Consider the following 16,937-nt stretch of genomic DNA (forward strand, 5'->3'; position numbering starts at 1 on the left):
CATACAAGCGAACGCAACTCTTTCCTTGACAGACTAGGAGAGCGGGCCTACGCTGCTCCCTAGATCGTCTAGGAGTACATTCGCATGGCGGAACCGGTCGACCTGTTGCAGGGAACGTTGGAATTGCTCATCCTGAAAGCAGTATCGCTGGGGCCACTGCACGGCTATGGCGTGCTGCAGCGGATTGAGCAGATGAGCGGACAGCAACTACTGATTCAGCAGGGCTCTTTGTACCCGGCGCTGTACCGCCTGGAGGCGAGCGGCGCCCTGCTGACGGAGTGGTCCACCAGCGAAAACAATCGGCGCGCGAAGTACTACCGGCTGAGCAAGGCGGGCCAGCAGCAGCTTGCCGCGGAACTGGACCGCTGGGGCCGAGTCTCAAAGATTATGGCCGCCATCCTGCGCGTGACTTCCGCACCCCCGGAAGGAGGCCGCGCGTGAACAGGCCGACCCTTCTGCACCGGATAGGCGCGTGGCTAAGCGCTCTCATTTCACGCCCTCGCTTTGAGCGAGAGATGGAAGAAGAGATCCGCTTCCACATGGAACAGCATGCAGCTACGCTGATTGCACAAGGCATCGCACCGGCCGAGGCGCACCGGCAGGCCCGCATCGCCTTCGGCGGTGCTGAGACTTCACGGGACAACATCCGCTCGGCGATCGGTCTTCGTCCTTTGGACGAACTTCTCGGGGATCTCCGATACGCTGTCCGGGTTCTGCGCAACAGCCCCGGATTCACCCTGATCGCGGCTGCGTCGCTCGCACTCGCCATCGGCGCGAACACAACGATCTTCTCCGTTGCGCACTTTATGCTGCTGGAGCGCCTGGCCGTACCGCACCCTACCGAACTTCGCATGCTGTATCGCGAGGAGGGGGAACGATCCGTCTATCACGGGACTTGGGGTTCGGATTACAGAGCGGATAACGGCCAGTTTCGTTCCGATTCATTCCCCTATCCCGTCTATCAGCAGGTGCAGCGTGCGGCGGGAAAAGACGGCGTATCCGTCTTCGCATTCAAAGACATCGGGACGGTAAACGTCGCTTCAAACGGCACTGCACAAGCCGTCGAAGCGCAGTTGGTCTCCGGAAACTTCTACGAATCCATGAAGACGATTCCTGAGCTGGGCCGCGGCATCTTGCCTGCTGACGACGGCGCTCCCGGCACGGGAGCTGTCGCGGTGATCAGCTATGACTTCTGGCAGAGAGCCTTTGGAGGCTCCCGCGACGTGCTGGGGAAAGTCGTCCGTGTAGACACCTTTCCGGTCGCCATCGTGGGCGTGAATGCCAAGGGCTTCACCGGTGCAGATGGCGTGCAGAGGGCGCCGGAGTTGGTAATGCCCATGTCCATGATCGCGACGCTGCATGGCACGCTGGGCGAAGACAAGGTTCTGGAGAGCAGCAGGCTGTGCTGGATTCAGATGATGGTTCGCAAGCCCGCGACCATGACTGACGCTGTGCTGCAAAACCGCCTGGATCATCATTTCCATACAGCGGTCCTGGCCACAGTAACGCCCGCGGCGGGTGAGACTGTAGATCGGCTCGTCACGGATGATGGCAGCCGGGGCGAAGCGATTGAATCCATGTTCATGCGCCGCCCCATGTACATTCTGCTGGGGTTGGTGGGTTGCGTTCTGTTACTGGCCTGCGCCAACGTGGCGAACCTGATGCTTGCCCGCGCCAACAATCGTCAACGGGAGATAAGCGTCCGGTTGGCTCTGGGTGCGGGGCGCGGACGAGTGTTCCGCCAGTTGCTGGTTGAATCGCTACTGCTTGCCGCTATTGGTGGTGCCGCCGGCGCCATGCTGGGCTACCTGGGACGAACTGCTGCGCCTGCTCTGTTGCAAAACGCCTGGCAGACCAACGCCATGCCGATCCCATTCAACTGGCCGATTTTTGCCTTCACCACCGCGATCACTTTGCTCACCGGCATCCTGTTTGGACTGGCGCCCGCGTGGCAGTCCACGCGCACCGACGTAAACACCGCGCTGAAACAGGGTGCAGCCACAGCTTCCCGGCAGCGCAAGGCATGGACCGGCAAGGGCCTGGTCGCGTTCCAGATTGCCATGGCAACGTTACTGGTGGCCGGATCGGCTCTCTTCCTTCGAACCATGCTGAACTTGTCCCGGGTGAAGCCGGGGTTTGAGCCTGGAGGGCTGCTGCTGTTCGATGTGCAGCCGCCTGAGAAGCAGTATCCCGGTGTGAAGAGCGTGGCACTGCACCGCGAGTTGACGAGCCGCTTTGCCGCGGTGCCTGGAGTGGACGGAGCAAGCGCCGCCTCAGTGGCACTGATCTCGGGATCATCGTGGAATAGCGGCGTGCGGATCGAGGGGGAGTCAGCGAATCTTGGCGACGGACGGCATGTCCACACGGATGACGTAAGTCCCGAATTCTTCCAGGTGTTACGCATCCGAATGCTGATTGGCCGCGGCTTTACCAGCACGGACACTCAAACCTCGCCTAAAGTCACTGTGGTGAACCAGGCGTTCGTTCGCAAATACCTGAATGGTAAAAATCCGATCGGCCTGCGCATCTCTGGTGGAGAGATCAAAGTCGACGGCAAATCCCAGCCGGATTGGCACACAATCATCGGCGTCTGCGCCGACACACAATACAACGATCTCCGCACTGCTCCCGAGCCCATTTACTTCACGGATAAGTTCCAGTGGTCGGGACAGAGCGACGCCGCACAGGGCTCGGTCTACCTGGTACGCACGCAGCTCGCGCCCGCTGAGATCGTTCCGGCACTGCGCGAGGCAGCGACCCGGCTTGATCCGGACTTGCCTCTGCTGAACATCCGTACCCAGTCTCAGCAGATCGCCGATGTCTCTCGCCAGGAGCGCATGTTCGCGACGCTGACGGCGGGCTTCGGCGTGCTGGCGCTGGCGTTGGCGTGTGTGGGAATCTATGGCGTGATGGCGTACACCGTTTCGCAGCGCACGCACGAGATCGGCATTCGGCTAGCTCTTGGAGCGGAACGAGGCCGCGTGCGCCGCATGGTGTTGCGGGAAGCTGGTTGGCTTGCAGGCGCTGGTGTTCTGGTTGGCCTTGGAGCAGCGCTCGGACTCGCTCAGTTGGTTAGCAGCCTGCTGTACGACACGGAGGCACGGGATCCGCTCAGCCTGACGGTGACTGTCACCCTGTTGCTTGCCGTGTCGGTAACTGCAAGCTGGGTGCCGGCCGAGCGCGCGGCTCGACTTGAACCGGTGATCGCTTTGCGACAAGATTGAGACCCTTGCGCTGTGATAGCAGCTAGCCTCGGCAATCTCGCATGTGAAACGGAACGAGGAGCAGGAGGAGAGTCCACCGCGGGATCTCTGGGTCCATGTGCTGGAAGCATGAGCGCTTAGGGGATCCCCGACCGCTTCAGGACCTTTGGAGCTCGCCATGCGAGAACAACCGGGTGCCCAGGCAATGGGCATATGGACGCGAAGCGAACCGTCGGCGACTCACTGAGGGGCCCGGCGTTCCCCAACTTCGAGCGCAATAAGAAGAGGGACGCATCTGCGTCCCTCCGATGACTACCGCTTAGAAGCGAGTTTTACCACTGACCCCAAGCGCGCGAGATGTAGTCGCTCATGCTCATGATCACCAGCACCAGGAAGGTGAAGAAGCCACTGACCACGGTGAGCTTCACCAGGCGAGAGCTGTACTTGACGTGCATGAAGAAGAGCACGACGAACACGGCCTTGGTGCAGGCGATCGCGATGGCCACGGCCGCGTTGAAAGGACCGAGCGGCAGATACGCGAAGCCAACAGTGGCCAGGGTGCCGATCATCAGCACACCGAAGATCGCCAGGTACATCACTGGCGAAACGATGTGGTGCGCAATGTGTTCGGGGTTCACCACATTTCCAGCGTCGTGGTAGTCCAGGTTGGCACCATGCCGGTCGACGGGCTTGTTCGACAGAGCGATCGCCTGTTCCCCGTTATCTGTCTTCTGCAACTCACTCATACCTGTCTCCTGCCTGGAGGGTCGGGCTCTATTTTCTCTTTAGGCCCAGCGTTTTCAATGCGATATCAGATCTACGCGACTCCCTACACCGGTCGCACCCTGACACAGGTCAGTGTCGATTGATCAAGTAAAGGAACGGGAACAGAAAAATCCATACGATGTCGACGAAGTGCCAGTACAGCCCGAAGTTCTCGATGGGTTGGACATACCCGGACGTGTAGACACCGCTGTTGGATTTCCACAGCAGCACGATCAGGATCGCGATGCCGATGATCATGTGCAGCGCGTGGACGCCGGTCATGGCGAAGTACAGGGAGAAGTAGACTTCCGTCTTTTTCGCCATGTCCATCGGCAGCGGCTTTTCCTTGCTTCCAGCCGGAGGATTCACGAAGTCCGCGATGCTGAACGAAGCGCCAGGAACGTGATGCTCTGCGAACTTGTCGTAGTACTCGCCGGTCTTGATGCCAAGAAAGGCGAAGCCGAGAACTACAGTCGCGAGCAGGAAAATCTGGAGCAGCTTTTTATTCTTGACCTCGGCCGCCCACACGCCCATCGCCATCGTCAATGACGACGTGATCAGGACGATGGTGTTGGTCAATCCCATTGGCACGGAGATGGAGTTCGACGCCGCAACGAAGGCGTCGTAGTACCAGTTCCGGTACAGCAGGTAGGCCATGAACAGGCCGCCGAAGAACATGATTTCTGTGAGCAGAAAGAGCCACATGCCGAAGCCGGCAGCTTCGCGCTGCTGCTCAGCCGTCTCAAAGTGGTGCCGCTGATAGAACGGGTGATCGTGCACGTCGTGAGACGCGTGGATCTCCGGTGCGGGCGGATGGGTGATCTCTGAAAACGTCGAGCTGACCGACATCGTTCTCTCTTCCTCTCAGTGCCAGACATCAGGGCGCTTCCTGTTGCCTGCTATGCCGGGCTTGCGGGCCTCAGCGAAGTAACTCTGCCCGGGGTATAAAACCGGGGTGCGTGGGCGGCGGGAGTTCCGCCGCCGGGAGAAGCTACACGTGGGAGAGTTCAGCCTGCTGCTTCTTGGCCAGCCACTCGTAATCGTAGGCTTCCCATTCCACAACGGGCGTTTCCAGGAAGTTCTCAGTGAGCGGAGGTGACTGGATCTGCCACTCCAAGCCAGTTGCCTGCCACGGGTTGTTACCCGCGATCGCACCGTACTTCAAAGACCAGCCCAGGTACAAAAGCGGCAGAAGATAGCCCACTCCAAGCACCGTCGCACCTGCAGTCGAAAGTACGTTGAGCACTTGGAACTCCGCCGGGTACGCGTGGTAGCGACGCGGCATGCCAAGGTAACCCACCACGAACTGCGGGAAGAAGGTGAGGATGAACCCGATAAACGTGGTCACAGCGGCCAGCTTCGAGATCGACTCGGGGTACATGCGGCCCGTCATCTTGGGCCACCAGAAGTGGACGCCCGAAAGGAAGGCCATGAGCATGCCACCCACCATGACGAAGTGGAAGTGGGCGACGATGAAGTAGGTCTCGGTAAGGTGGATGTCCATGCCGAGCGAACCCAGGAAGACCCCGGTGAGTCCACCAATCGTGAACAGGCCGATGAAGCCGAACGCGTAGAGCATCGGCGTCTCGAAGGTGATCGAGCCCTTCTGAAGCGTGAACGACCAGTTGAAAATCTTGATGGCCGAGGGTACCGCTACCAGCATGGTCAACAGCGAGAACACCAGGGCCGAGTAGTTGGACACGCCCATGATGAACATGTGGTGCGCCCATACGAAGAAGCCGAACAGGGCGATCGCCACCGAAGAGAAGGCAACTGCGGTATACCCGAAGACCCGCTTGCGGCTGAAGGTGGAGATCACCTCAGAGATGACACCGAAGCCGGGCAGAATCATGATGTACACGGCAGGGTGCGAATAGAACCAGAACAGGTGCTGGAACAGCAGCGGATCGCCGCCCTTGGCGGGATCGAAGACGCCGATGCCGATAGTCCGTTCCAGGGCCACCAGAGTGATCGCAATGGCGAGGACCGGAGTGCCCAGCACCATCATGATGCTGGCGGCATAGTTCGACCAGACGAACAGCGGCAGGCGGAACCAGGTCATGCCTGGTGCGCGCATACGGTGAATCGTCACGATGAAGTTCAGGCCCGTGAAGATGGACGAGAATCCTGCGATGAAGATCGCGGTCGCCGTGGTGATCACGTGCGTGTTCAGGTAGTGGGTGGAGAGAGGCGTGGTGAACGTCCAGCCGGTATCCACACCGCCCAGCACCAACGACGCCAGCACAAACGTGCCGCCGATCATGTACAGGTACCAGCTGAGCAGGTTGATCTTGGGGAACGCGAGATCCTTGGCCCCGATCATGATTGGGATTAGGAAGTTGCCCAGCGTGGCCGGAACGGACGGCACCAGGAACAGGAAGACCATGACGATGCCGTGCATGGTGAACATCTTGTTGTAGGTGTCTGCCGCCATCAGGTCTCCCACCGGGGTCAGCAGCTCCAGCCGGATCATGCCGGCAAAGAAGCCTCCCAGGAAGAAGAAGAATGTGATGGAAACCAGGTAGAGCATGGCGATGCGCTTGTGGTCGCCAGTCAGCAGCCAGCTCAACAGGCCGTGTTCTGCGTTCAGGTAGCTACGCTTTGGCAGCGTCGCGGTGCTCTGGTCGGGCAGAGAGACGATAGTGCTCATGGCTTCACCATATCGGGCGTGGTCGGCGCCGCGTTGTTGGACTGCGTGGTAACCAGGGTCTGCTGATTACGATAATTGCTCTTGAGGTTCTTGATGTACTCGACCAGATCGATCAGGCCTTCTTCAGAAACCTGGCCCTGGTAGGTCGGCATGATCGGCTTGTACCCAGCCGGCACATGCTGCGAGGGGTTCAGAATGGTGTCGCGGAGCCAGCCATCGGTCGCAATCTGGGTCGTGCCGTCGTCCATCTGGATCTTGGAACCGTAAACTCCCGCCAGGACCGGTCCGCGAGCCGCAGCTGTACCGTTATGGCAGCTATTGCATCCCAGCGAATTGAAAAGGCGCTCGCCGTTCTGCGCCAGGCTCATGCCGCTGGTGGACTGCTCCGTCCACCGCTGGTAATCGTCCGGGCTCAACACCGTTACTTCGCCGATCATGCCGCTGTGCAGCGTGCCGCAGTACTGGGTGCAGAACAGGTGATAGGTGCCCGGAGTCGTTGCGTTGAACCACACGGTGGTGAACCGCCCGGGGATGACCTCGCGCTTCACGCGAAACGCCGGGATGGAGTATGAGTGGAAGACGTCCTGCGAGATCATCGTCAACTGGACAGGGCGACCCGTCGGGACATGGAGCGCGTTGATTTCATGCTGACCGCCGGGATGTTCGGCTTTCCACATCCACTGCTTGCCAACGATGTAGATCTGCATCGCGTTGGCTGGCGGATTGTAGATCCGGAAGTACAGCCAGGCGCCCCAAACAAACACAAACAGGAAGATGCCGAGCGGGATGATCGTCCAGGTGGCCTCCAGCAGCGTGGAGCCCTCGATCTGGACGGCTTCGGGGTGCTTCTGCGCGCGGTAGCGAACCGAGAAGACAAAGACAAGCGCGCCGACAAGGATCATGCCGACGACGGTCATGCCCCAGAGAAACAGGTACAGTGCGTCGGCCATGGGCGCGACGGTCGACGCCTCCTGCGGCCAGATGGCGAAATACGTCAACCATTTGGTGAGGAACTGCCAGAGCACTGGACTGATATACGACATCGTTGGCCTTATCTCTTCCTGTAAATCTTGTCCTGCGGTGATGCGTGCTGCCGTTTACGAACGATCTGTCTGCCTCGAAATGGGCGGTTTAGGATACGTCGCGATCCGGATCGCTCCGCCGCGTCAGGTGGTTCTGCTCTTTTGCAATCTGGTGGTCGCGCCGGAACATGAGAAACATGAAGCCCCCAAGGCCCGCAAGGGTCACCATGCCGCTAAGCTGCACTACACGCGCAACGATGATGCTGTGCCGGTTGCGGTGCGGGTCATAGTGGTAGCAATAGGTGAGAATGTTGGCAACCGGGGAACCGATCTTGTTACCAGAAGCCTCGACCAGCCCAAGCAGGACGTCCTTTGGCGAGTACTCAACTCCTAGATAGTACTGGGCCACCTTGCCTTCGGGCGTGAGGATCTGTATCGCCGAGGCGTGAGCGAACTGCGTGAGCTTGCCGTCTGGTCCGGGGACGCGGACGTAGCCGAAGCCCACCGCGGACGAAAGTGCGTCAATCGACGGCTGAGGCCCAACCAGGAAGTGCCATCCGGCCTCGGTGCCCGGACGCGCATACCGCTTGGTGTAGAGCGCCTTCTTCTGTTCCGCCATTGCGGGAGTGTCGCTGGGATCGATTGAGGCTATGACAACTTGAAAGTCCTTGCCAGGGTTCAGGTGAACCATGGCAAGCGCCTGCGTCAAGCCGTCCAGTTCCTCCGAACACAGCATGGGGCACTGGTAGTACACCAAAGCCAAAATCGCCGGCTTGCCATTCTGGAAGTAGTCCCCGAGGTGGACTGACTTGCCGGTCTCATCCGTCCAGGTGGAGTTTAGAGGAATCTGGCCATTCAGGCGCTGGTTGATTGCAGCACTCTTCAATACCGTCGGCAGTTCGTTGCCGTACTGATCGCCCGTCTGCTTTTCACCGTAGGAAGCGACCTGCGCGGGAGTCGCGAGGGGGAGCAAGGCACACCCCAGCAACACCGCCGCTGCCGCATACGCGGTGCGCCGTGTTTTCCGGAATATGTCCATCATGCTCATGCCGCTCCGATTCCCTTTCGCTTCCGTTTACTTCTCGAGCTTGGCGTGCTCGCCATTGTTGCGGGCATTCTGCTCATTTTTCATTTCCAGCGCCTGACCACGCTGCTCGATCTGGTCCAGTTCATAGCTGGTACGGGCAAAACCATTGGTGAGCGGAGGATGGACGAGGTGATCAACGTCGCCCGTCATTTCCGCGCTGCCGTTTGCACCCGTCGTACCAGCATTGGGTGCCGCCCCCGATGCGATCTGGGTGGTGGCTCCTCCATTATTGGACGACGGCAGGCCTCTCTTTACAAGGAGCTGCATGGCAACGTCAATCGGTATCCGAACGGTGCCGGGACGGCCGCCTGCTGCGCCCTGGTTCGACTCAACCTCGGTGTAGTAGTTCAGCAGCAGATCCTCCCGGGCGTGCAGGTCGGCGGTGGACTGGTTCGAGTCGTCCGCATCCAGCCGGGGCGTGGGAAAGCTCTGGGCTACCAGAGCGGACTCACGCTGCTCCATCTCCGGGTTGTTGGTCATGCTGTCGCCGCGATGCAGGCCGATGGGCGACCCACTGGCTGAGGCTGCCTGTGGATTGCGTGAGTCCTGATCGCTGTCCTGCTTCAACAGACCAAAGTTCAGGGCCTTGCCAGCGGCATAGCAAAAGATGAAGAAGACGAAAATGAAGGCGAGCATTCCGCCCATGAAGACCACAACGCCCTTGGTGTTGACGTCGGTGATCTCATAGCCCGGGTGCTCCGCATCCGTCTTTGGCATGGGATGCGGATTCGGCTTTTCAATGCCGTGCTCGTCGTGATGCTCGGTGTTCTGCTGGCCTGAATTAATGGGCATGTTCCGGCTCCAGGATTTCCGCCGTGTGCGGATCGTTGAGGACAATCAGCGGACGCTGTTGCAGGTTGTGCAGGTAATAGAAGCTCCAGAAGCCGAGGATTCCGAGGGGCAGCGTGATGTAGGCGAGCATGCTGATGCCGCCACCGGCGAAGTTCGCCATGGACTTCGGGAAGTTCGGCTCGATCAGCCAGAACAGATCGAAGGCGCGCGCGAAGACCATGAACGCGGTGAGCGCCAGCATCTTGCTGCGGCTCCGCTTGAAGCCACGGCTCAGCAGGAGCGTAAACGGGATCACCCAGTGGAAGATGAAGTCGAGCGAGCAGATCACCCACCACCCGCCGCGAATGCGGTTCAGGTAGAAGTGGATTTCCTCCGGCTGATTGGCCGACCAGATGATCAGGAACTGCGCAAACGTCAGGTAGATGTTGAGCATGACGAAGGCGAACAGGAACTTGCCGAGGTCATGTTGCTCGGTCACCCGGAGCGCAGTAGCCATGGGCTGGGTGCGGGAGAGCCGGATGATGGTGTGAATGGAGACGGCCAGCACGAGGTAGCCCTGCCCGACCAGGAACTGCAGGCCCCACATCGTCGAGTACCAGGTGATGTCCATGGACATCACCAAATCAATCGCAACGATCGTAAGCACCACAGAGTAGAGCAGGATGCCGATGCCCGACAGGTTCTCGCATTTGATGCGCCAGTATTCGAAGGAAGCCATGGAACCGGCGCGCGGATCGGCATCCCGGTCGATGGACCACTTGTTGAGAAGGCCACCCCAGGCGCCGAGGAATGCGAACACGACGATAAATTGCAGGGTCACGCTCATGGGCGAAAGCATCAGGTGCTTCCAGTTCAGTGCGTGCGCCTCCGACTCCGAGATCAGGTGGTTCGACAGTGCATTCTCTACCGCCGCACGGGTCGGGTAATCCATCCAGAGATACAGCTTGCGGCCGAACAGCATGATCGGCACAAACAGCGCCACCACGAACCAGAAGGTGCCGACCATGGCTTCCAGCGGACGCCGGATGACCAGGCCCCACTTGCCGCCGGAGACGTACTGCAGCATCAGAACGCACAGGCCGCCGGCGCACAGCGAGAACGCCATGAACCAGCCGAGTAGCAGAGCGCGCGCGAAGTGGTCGCGGCCGTCCGGAGTGATCAGGAACAGCAGCGAAAGTACCACGCCGACAGCGCCCACCAGAAGGGAACGGGTGCGCCAGGCCGCAACCACCGGCGGTGCGCTCAGGTTGGCCGGCAGCACACGAGGGCCGTGATCGATGTGCAGGGCCGCCCCGTGCACATTGGTGTGGCCGTGTGTGGCGTGTGTGTCGAGTCCGTGTTCGTGTGCCATTCCGTCTCTCGTCCTAGCGTGTGGTGCCGTTCAGGTGGTGCGTGGGGGCGAAGGTTTAGCGGGGCCCGTTGAGCGTAGCCGGAGACATCGAAGATCCGGCATTGGGAGTGATGGGCGAACTCACGTTTCCTGCAGATCCCGGCGCTCCATGGCCCGTGTTTTGTGTCTGGACTCCGGTCTTGCCGGACACGTTCGCTCCATTGGTCGCGGCGTCTTGGCCCGGGATCCCGTGATCCTGGTTGTCTGGTGTGCCGTACACAGCCGTCGCCGGCAACGCCCACTCTGCAGCAAAGTTGCGCGGTAGACCGTTCGCCTCTGCAACGTCGCCCAGCTTGCGGATGGGTACTCCGCCCGCATCGGCAGCGGTAGCGTTCTGGCTCAACTGGAGAGCCCGGATGTAGGCCACGATCGCCCAACGATCTTCCACCGGGAGCATGGTGCCGTATTCCGGCATCGCGCCGTAGCCATTTGCAATCACGTTGTAGAAGTGACCGAGCGGCGCCGAGCGCAGCCGATCGGTGTGGAAATTCCCTGCCGGGCGGTAGCCGCGCTGTACGACGATGCCGCCGCCATTACCCACGCGGGAGTGACACGCCGTGCAATAGATGTTGTACCGTTCCTGGCCGCGGGACAGCAGGTCCATGGTCACGGGCAACGGCATGCCGTCGCCTTCCTTGCCGCCCTGCATGCCGGTCATGAAGTAGCTGTTAACATCGGCTTGGCCGCGCGCGACGGTGTTTTCTACCTGGGGACGCGCGGAGCGTCCGTCTGCGAAAAACTCGGTCCCGCGCTGGGGATAGAACTTAGGCTGGTTGTGCATGTCCTGGCGGCAGCCGGCAAGGCCGAGCACCGAAAGGGCAGACAAGGAAACCGCCAGCAGCCGCTGTTTCATGGCGGTGGCCCGTTCCGTCGTTGCTGTTGTCTGGACGGCCTGCATTACAGGTCCACCTCCACCACACTCACGGCGTGGAACTGTTCGAGAAACGCGCGGGTGTCCGCCAGCTCAAACCGGGGATCCGCCGCTTCCAGGCACAGGAAGAACTTGTTGTCCGTCGCTCCAGTACGGAAATTGGGAGCGTTGAACAACGGGTGGTACGGCTGGGGCAGACCGTTCAGGGCCAACATGCCGAACGCGGCCGACAGGCCCGCGAACAGGATGGTCCACTCATATGCCGGGATCATGAAGGCAGGCCAGCTGAAGAGTGGCCGTCCCGCGACGTTGATCGGATAGGAGATGGCGGACATCCAGGTCTGCATCAGGAATGCCGTGGTCAGGCCCATCAAGCCGCCCATCAGCGTCAAAAGCGGAACGCGGGTGTGGTGCACATCCAGAGCGGTCGCGGCTTCCTCGACCGGGTAGGGCGTGTAGCACTCCATCCGGCGGTATCCGGCGGCACGAGCCTGTTCGGTCGCGTGCACCATGGCACCGGGGGTATTGAATTCGGCCAGGAGGCCGTAGACTCCCTCTTCGACTGGCATCAGGCCGTCTCCTCTACCGTTTCCTCGGCATCCAGGCCGCCCGCCAGCTTGGCCTGGGGCAGCATCATCTTGATTTCGTTCATCGGGATCATGGGGGCGAAGCGCGTAAACAACAGGAACAGGAACGTGAAGAAGCCCATGGTGCCGACGTACAGCATGTAATCCCACTTGGTGGCGCGGTACGTGCCCCACGAGGAGGGCAGGTAATCGCGGTACAGCGAGGTCACCACGATCACAAATCGCTCAAACCACATACCGGTATTGATGATCAGCGACAGGATGAACAGGTACGTGACGTTGACCCGAAGCTTGCGCCACCAGAGCGTGAACAGTGGTATCGCGATGTTGGTGAGGATGAGCATCCAGTATCCCCAACCCATGGGACCGAACATGCGGTTCCACATCATGAACCACTCCCAGTGGGAAGCGGAGTACCAGGCGAAGAAGACCTCTGTGCCGTAGCCGTACGCCACGATCAGGCCCGTACCCAGCATGACCTTGGCCATGTTGTCCAGGTGACGGAGCGTAACCAGGTCTTCCATGTGGTAGAACTTCCGGATCGGAATCGCAAGCGTCAGCACCATCGCGAAGCCGGAGTAGATAGCACCCGCGACGAAGTACGGCGGGAAGATGGTCGTGTGCCAACCGGGCAGAGCCGCGACGGCGAAGTCGAAGCTGATGACGGTGTGGACCGAGAGCACCAGTGGGGTCGACAGACCAGCCAGCAGGAGCGACGCTGTCTCATACCGCATCCAGTGACGGGTGGAACCGCGCCAGCCAAGCGACAGCAGGCCGTAGAACCACTTGGGGAACGGATGCGTAGCCTTGTCGCGGAGGGTGCCGAAGTCAGGCACCATACCGATGTACCAGAACACTACCGAGATGGTCGCGTACGTGGACACCGCGAACACGTCCCAGCAGAGCGGGGAACGGAACTGCGGCCAGATGTTCATGGTGTTTGGGTACGGGAAGAGCCAGTATCCCAGCCACGGACGCCCGATGTGCAGCACCGGGAAGAGGCCTGCGCAGCAGACGGCGAAGATCGTCATAGCTTCGGCGAAGCGGTTGATCGAGTTACGCCAGCTCTGCTTGAAGAGCAGAAGGATGGCGGAGATCAGCGTTCCGGCGTGACCGATACCGATCCACCACACGAAGTTGACAATGGCGAAGCCCCAGGCGCCGGGGATGGTGACACCCCAGATGCCTACACCGCGCAGCACCAGCCACGTGATGGCAACGATCATCATGGTGAGCACGCCAGCCGCCGCGATCAAGCCAAAGAACCAGCCCAGCGGGGTGTGGGACGTGAGCACCACATTTGAGATTTTCTGCGTTACCGACGCGAAGTTGTGGCCCGGCGCAATGACGGCGAACTCGCCGGTGCGCGGGTCGATCATCGGGTCGTTTACCGGATGGCGGAGTGGTTCACTGATTGGTTTGGTCGCCATTACGCCGTCTCCAGCTCTGGGTTCGGGTTGGTCACGCCGGCGATGTAGCTCGTCCGCGGACGGTAGTTAATGTCGGCGAGTACCTGATAGCTGCGCTCTTCCGCTTTCAGTTTGGCCACCCGGCTGTTCTTGTCATTGATGTTGCCGAAGACGATGGCCTCGGTCGGGCAGGCTTCCTGGCAGGCGGTGATGATCTCACCGTCGCGGATGGGCCGGCCTTCCTTGTCAGCCTCGATCTTGACGGCCTCAATCCGCTGAACGCAGTAGGTGCACTTTTCCATCACACCGCGTGAGCGTACTGACACTTCCGGGTTGCGCATGAACTTGAGCGACTCGGTGTCGTAGTCCGCGTACAGCAGGAAGTTGAAGCGGCGTACCTTGTATGGGCAGTTGTTGGAGCAGTAGCGCGTACCCACGCAGCGGTTGTACACCATGGTGTTCAGGCCTTCGGGTGTGTGCACCGTGGCACCGACCGGGCAAACCTGTTCGCAGCCTGCGTTCTCGCAATGCTGGCAGGCCATGGGCTGGAAGTGCGCCTTGGGAGCGTGCAGATCGCCCTCGAAGTAGGTGTCGATGCGCAGCCACTGCATGTTGCGGCCGACCTTGACCTGTTCGCGGCCAACCACCGGGATGTTGTTCTCGGCATAGCAGCTGACGACGCAGGCGTTGCAGCCGATGCAGCTGTTCAGGTCGATCGTCATGCCCCAGGCATTCTGGATGGTTCCGGTCGACTTGTCCTGGTTGGTGTAGCTCCAAGCGTTGGGGAAGAAGCTCTCCTCGTGTTCGGGAGTCTCCTTCAGCGGGCTGCCCTCATGAGCAAATCCCGGCGTCTTCTGCGCCTCGGCAACGGTTGCGCTGCGGATAATCGCCCGCTCCATGGCTTCGTGCCCCGGAAGCGACTCGTTGCCGGAGGTGTCCGGGTGCTGCAAGTCGCTCTGCGCGGTCTTGCCACGCTGGTCCATCGAGTGGACCTGCGTAACGCACAAGTTGTGCTTTTCGCCGGTCGCATTCACCTTCAGGCCGCTCGAAAGATAGGGTGAATCCACCGACTGCAGCTTGTATGCGTCCGAACCGACGAACTGCGCGTTGCGTCCAAACCAGCGGCCTTGTCCCACATGGACCGTCACAACGCCGTCGGCGTGCCCGGGAACCATCAGTGGAGCAAACTTGACCTTCTGACCGTTGACTTCCAGTTCGAGGAGCTCTTCCTCGTTCGCCTTCAGCTCGGTCATGGTGTTCATGCTCATCAGCGCGGCATTGTCCCAGCTGATACGCGTGATCTGCTTCGGCAACTCCTGCAGCCAGCCGTTGTTGGCGTAGCGGCCGTCGTACAGCGACGGATCGTGCCGGAAGACGAGCTCCAGGCCGCCATTGCTTTGCACCGGGGCAGGTGCCGGAGCGGCTGCGCCCGAGATGCCGCCGGAGCGGGGCGTGAACGCCGTTCCCTCAACCCAGCCGTCATGCAGAGCCTTGCGCCACGCTGCTTCCGAATCACCCTTCATGTAGGTCTTGGCCGTGGCCTGGACCACCTCGTACGAGGTCATGCTGGGGTTATCCAGTAGCGTCTGCAGAATGTCGTGCGAGGTCAGGCCACCGTACAGCGGATCGATCATCGGCTGAACGATCGAGATTGTGCCATCGTACGCGCGAGCGTCTGACCAGCTTTCCAGGAAGTGGGCCTGGTTGATGTGCCAGCTGGTCAGGACGTTCGTTTCGTCCTGATACATGCCGAGCGACGCAGTCCACGGCACCTTGCTCATGGCCGGGCCGAAGCCAAGGGTGGCAGGCGTCGAGTAGATGGGATTTCCGCCCAGCAGAACCAGAGCCTTCACCTGGCCGGCGTTCATGGCGTTCACCAGGTTCCGCAGGTCGGCGTACTGCTCGGTCGGGATCTCTGCCACAGGCTGGGTGTAGACCACGGTGGATCCGACGGCGCCGAGCTGCTGGTTCAGCGCGAGCGCGGCGTGATTTACCGCAACCGAAGCCTGCGGACCCGCGATGACGACGGCGCGAGCGCCGGAGCGCTTCAGGTCCGCCTGCAACGCTGCGAAGAACTTCTGCGCCTGCTCGTTGCCGCCCGTGTAGCTGCCGCCCTGTAGAGCAGCGGCGAATGCGTCGATGTCGCTCGGCTTCAGGGCCAGGCGATGATCCGCCTTGGCACCCGTGACCGTGTGGTTGGTCTCAACCACGTACAGGCGGTTCATCGTCTTGCCGGGCTCGTACTTGCGGCGCTCGGCAAAGCCTGCGCTGAGCGGCAGGAAGCCCGGGAACGCGTTGGACGACAGGAAATCGGCATCCAGCGCAAGGATGACGTCCGCGTTTTCCAGCTTGTACTGTGCGTCAGCATACTGGCCAAAGGCTGCCTTGGTGGCGGCGCGGGCGTTGTCCTGGTTGATCGGTTCCCACTGGACCAGCTTCGCGCCGGGGTACTTGGCCTGGACGGCCTTCCACTGCGCGGCAAGAGTCGGCGAGGTGATGGTCTCCGACAGGAAGACCAAGCCGTTGCCCTGGGGCAGCTTCTCAACAACTTCCGCAAACGCCGTCTGGAAGCCGCCAAAATCGGCATTAATGCTCTGGCCCGCGGTCCGCTGGATCACGTGCTTGGAGCGGTCCGGATCGTACAAATCCAGCAGGGTCGCTTGGGTGAAGACGTCCGTCTTCCCCTTGGACATCGGGTGTTCCGGATTGCCGTCGATCTTGACCGGACGGTATTCGCGGCTCTTCACCAGCACCGGCACAGCGCCCGTCGGAAACGGGTGAGCGGTGGCGAAGTAGTTGAATTTGCTGATGATCAGGTCCTGCGGCTGCTTGACGTAAGGATAGATCGGCTCGTCCGGCTGCTTGGTGCAACCGGTGACGCCGGCCAGGGCCAGCGAGGCACCCATGACCTTCATGAAGCCGCGACGCGAGAAGCCCTCGGTCAGCTCCGAAGCCTGACGGGGAAACTCTTCCTTGACCATCTCCATGAAGCCCGGCGCGTCGACCAGATCGTCAATGGACTGCCAGAAGCGCTTGCCGCCCTTGGTTCCGCCCTGCGCATCCAGGCGCGAGCGAACTTCCTCCAGGCTCAGCTTTGCGGGCTGAATGGAGGTGACTACCTGTGCGCCGCCGGAGGCAGCGGTCGTGCTTTCAAGCATTGC

13 protein-coding genes are annotated in these 16,937 nt (G+C 60.8%); 2 read left to right on the top strand and 11 right to left on the bottom strand.

The annotated features are described in order from the left end of the window. Nucleotides 1-84 precede the first annotated feature (84 nt). The gene (locus tag OHL12_RS11250; RefSeq protein WP_263413906.1) at nucleotides 85-441 is read left to right on the top strand and encodes a PadR family transcriptional regulator; all 357 of its coding nucleotides are present in this window, start codon (nucleotides 85-87) and stop codon (nucleotides 439-441) included. After that, a complete protein-coding gene (locus tag OHL12_RS11255) occupies nucleotides 438-3,224 on the top strand; it encodes an ABC transporter permease (protein WP_263413907.1) in 2,787 nt (928 codons plus the stop codon). The genes OHL12_RS11250 and OHL12_RS11255 overlap by 4 nt, the downstream gene beginning before the upstream one ends. Before the next feature lie 311 nt (nucleotides 3,225-3,535). Here OHL12_RS11255 and OHL12_RS11260 read toward each other — a convergent pair whose 3' ends face one another. The 11 genes from OHL12_RS11260 to OHL12_RS11310 all read right to left on the bottom strand — a co-directional run bounded on the left by OHL12_RS11260 (nucleotide 3,536) and on the right by OHL12_RS11310 (nucleotide 16,934). Next, nucleotides 3,536-3,949 (bottom strand): cytochrome C oxidase subunit IV family protein, encoded by a 414-nt coding sequence (locus OHL12_RS11260; RefSeq protein WP_263413908.1) that lies wholly within the window; start codon nucleotides 3,947-3,949, stop codon nucleotides 3,536-3,538. Nucleotides 3,950-4,058: 109 nt separating this feature from the next. Beyond that, entirely contained in the window at nucleotides 4,059-4,817 is a 759-nt protein-coding gene (locus OHL12_RS11265) for a cytochrome c oxidase subunit 3 family protein (protein WP_263413909.1), read from the bottom strand. Nucleotides 4,818-4,959: 142 nt separating this feature from the next. Beyond that, a complete protein-coding gene (locus OHL12_RS11270) occupies nucleotides 4,960-6,618 on the bottom strand; it encodes a cytochrome c oxidase subunit I (RefSeq protein WP_263413910.1) in 1,659 nt (552 codons plus the stop codon). Beyond that, a complete protein-coding gene (gene coxB / locus OHL12_RS11275; RefSeq protein WP_263413911.1) occupies nucleotides 6,615-7,661 on the bottom strand; it encodes a cytochrome c oxidase subunit II in 1,047 nt (348 codons plus the stop codon). Before coxB ends, OHL12_RS11270 begins: the two co-directional genes overlap by 4 nt. 88 nt (nucleotides 7,662-7,749) lie before the next feature. Then, on the bottom strand, nucleotides 7,750-8,688 hold the full coding sequence (locus OHL12_RS11280; protein WP_263413912.1) for an SCO family protein: 939 nt from the start codon (nucleotides 8,686-8,688) through the stop codon (nucleotides 7,750-7,752). Between the two features lie 27 nt (nucleotides 8,689-8,715). Next, the gene (locus OHL12_RS11285; protein ID WP_263413913.1) at nucleotides 8,716-9,519 is read right to left on the bottom strand and encodes a hypothetical protein; all 804 of its coding nucleotides are present in this window, start codon (nucleotides 9,517-9,519) and stop codon (nucleotides 8,716-8,718) included. Continuing rightward, complete coding sequence (locus OHL12_RS11290) at nucleotides 9,509-10,870, bottom strand: hypothetical protein (protein WP_263413914.1); 1,362 nt, start codon at nucleotides 10,868-10,870, stop codon at nucleotides 9,509-9,511. The genes OHL12_RS11285 and OHL12_RS11290 overlap by 11 nt, the downstream gene beginning before the upstream one ends. A gap of 55 nt (nucleotides 10,871-10,925) precedes the next feature. Continuing rightward, on the bottom strand, nucleotides 10,926-11,807 hold the full coding sequence (locus OHL12_RS11295; RefSeq protein WP_263413915.1) for a c-type cytochrome: 882 nt from the start codon (nucleotides 11,805-11,807) through the stop codon (nucleotides 10,926-10,928). Beyond that, nucleotides 11,807-12,349 (bottom strand): DUF3341 domain-containing protein, encoded by a 543-nt coding sequence (locus OHL12_RS11300; protein WP_263413916.1) that lies wholly within the window; start codon nucleotides 12,347-12,349, stop codon nucleotides 11,807-11,809. The genes OHL12_RS11295 and OHL12_RS11300 overlap by 1 nt, the downstream gene beginning before the upstream one ends. After that, entirely contained in the window at nucleotides 12,349-13,797 is a 1,449-nt protein-coding gene (gene nrfD, locus OHL12_RS11305) for an NrfD/PsrC family molybdoenzyme membrane anchor subunit (RefSeq protein WP_263413917.1), read from the bottom strand. Before nrfD ends, OHL12_RS11300 begins: the two co-directional genes overlap by 1 nt. Further along, nucleotides 13,797-16,934: a TAT-variant-translocated molybdopterin oxidoreductase gene (locus OHL12_RS11310; RefSeq protein ID WP_263413918.1), complete on the bottom strand. Its 3,138-nt coding sequence runs from the start codon at nucleotides 16,932-16,934 to the stop codon at nucleotides 13,797-13,799. Before OHL12_RS11310 ends, nrfD begins: the two co-directional genes overlap by 1 nt. Between the last annotated feature and the right edge of the window lie 3 nt (nucleotides 16,935-16,937).

It is taken from the genome of Terriglobus aquaticus (genome assembly GCF_025685415.1).
Lineage (GTDB): Bacteria > Acidobacteriota > Terriglobia > Terriglobales > Acidobacteriaceae > Terriglobus > Terriglobus aquaticus.

Excerpts from the sequence above, each read along its gene's own strand:
- OHL12_RS11250 (WP_263413906.1), top strand. The coding sequence starts at position 85 with ATGGCGGAACCGGTCGACCTGTTGCAGGGAACGTTGGAATTGCTCATC.
- OHL12_RS11260 (WP_263413908.1), bottom strand. The coding sequence starts at position 3,949 with ATGAGTGAGTTGCAGAAGACAGATAACGGGGAACAGGCGATCGCTCTG.
- OHL12_RS11265 (WP_263413909.1), bottom strand. The coding sequence starts at position 4,817 with ATGTCGGTCAGCTCGACGTTTTCAGAGATCACCCATCCGCCCGCACCG.
- OHL12_RS11270 (WP_263413910.1), bottom strand. The coding sequence starts at position 6,618 with ATGAGCACTATCGTCTCTCTGCCCGACCAGAGCACCGCGACGCTGCCA.
- coxB (WP_263413911.1), bottom strand. The coding sequence starts at position 7,661 with ATGTCGTATATCAGTCCAGTGCTCTGGCAGTTCCTCACCAAATGGTTG.
- OHL12_RS11280 (WP_263413912.1), bottom strand. The coding sequence starts at position 8,688 with ATGAGCATGATGGACATATTCCGGAAAACACGGCGCACCGCGTATGCG.
- OHL12_RS11285 (WP_263413913.1), bottom strand. The coding sequence starts at position 9,519 with ATGCCCATTAATTCAGGCCAGCAGAACACCGAGCATCACGACGAGCAC.
- OHL12_RS11290 (WP_263413914.1), bottom strand. The coding sequence starts at position 10,870 with ATGGCACACGAACACGGACTCGACACACACGCCACACACGGCCACACC.
- OHL12_RS11295 (WP_263413915.1), bottom strand. The coding sequence starts at position 11,807 with ATGCAGGCCGTCCAGACAACAGCAACGACGGAACGGGCCACCGCCATG.
- OHL12_RS11300 (WP_263413916.1), bottom strand. The coding sequence starts at position 12,349 with ATGCCAGTCGAAGAGGGAGTCTACGGCCTCCTGGCCGAATTCAATACC.
- nrfD (WP_263413917.1), bottom strand. The coding sequence starts at position 13,797 with ATGGCGACCAAACCAATCAGTGAACCACTCCGCCATCCGGTAAACGAC.
- OHL12_RS11310 (WP_263413918.1), bottom strand. The coding sequence starts at position 16,934 with ATGCTTGAAAGCACGACCGCTGCCTCCGGCGGCGCACAGGTAGTCACC.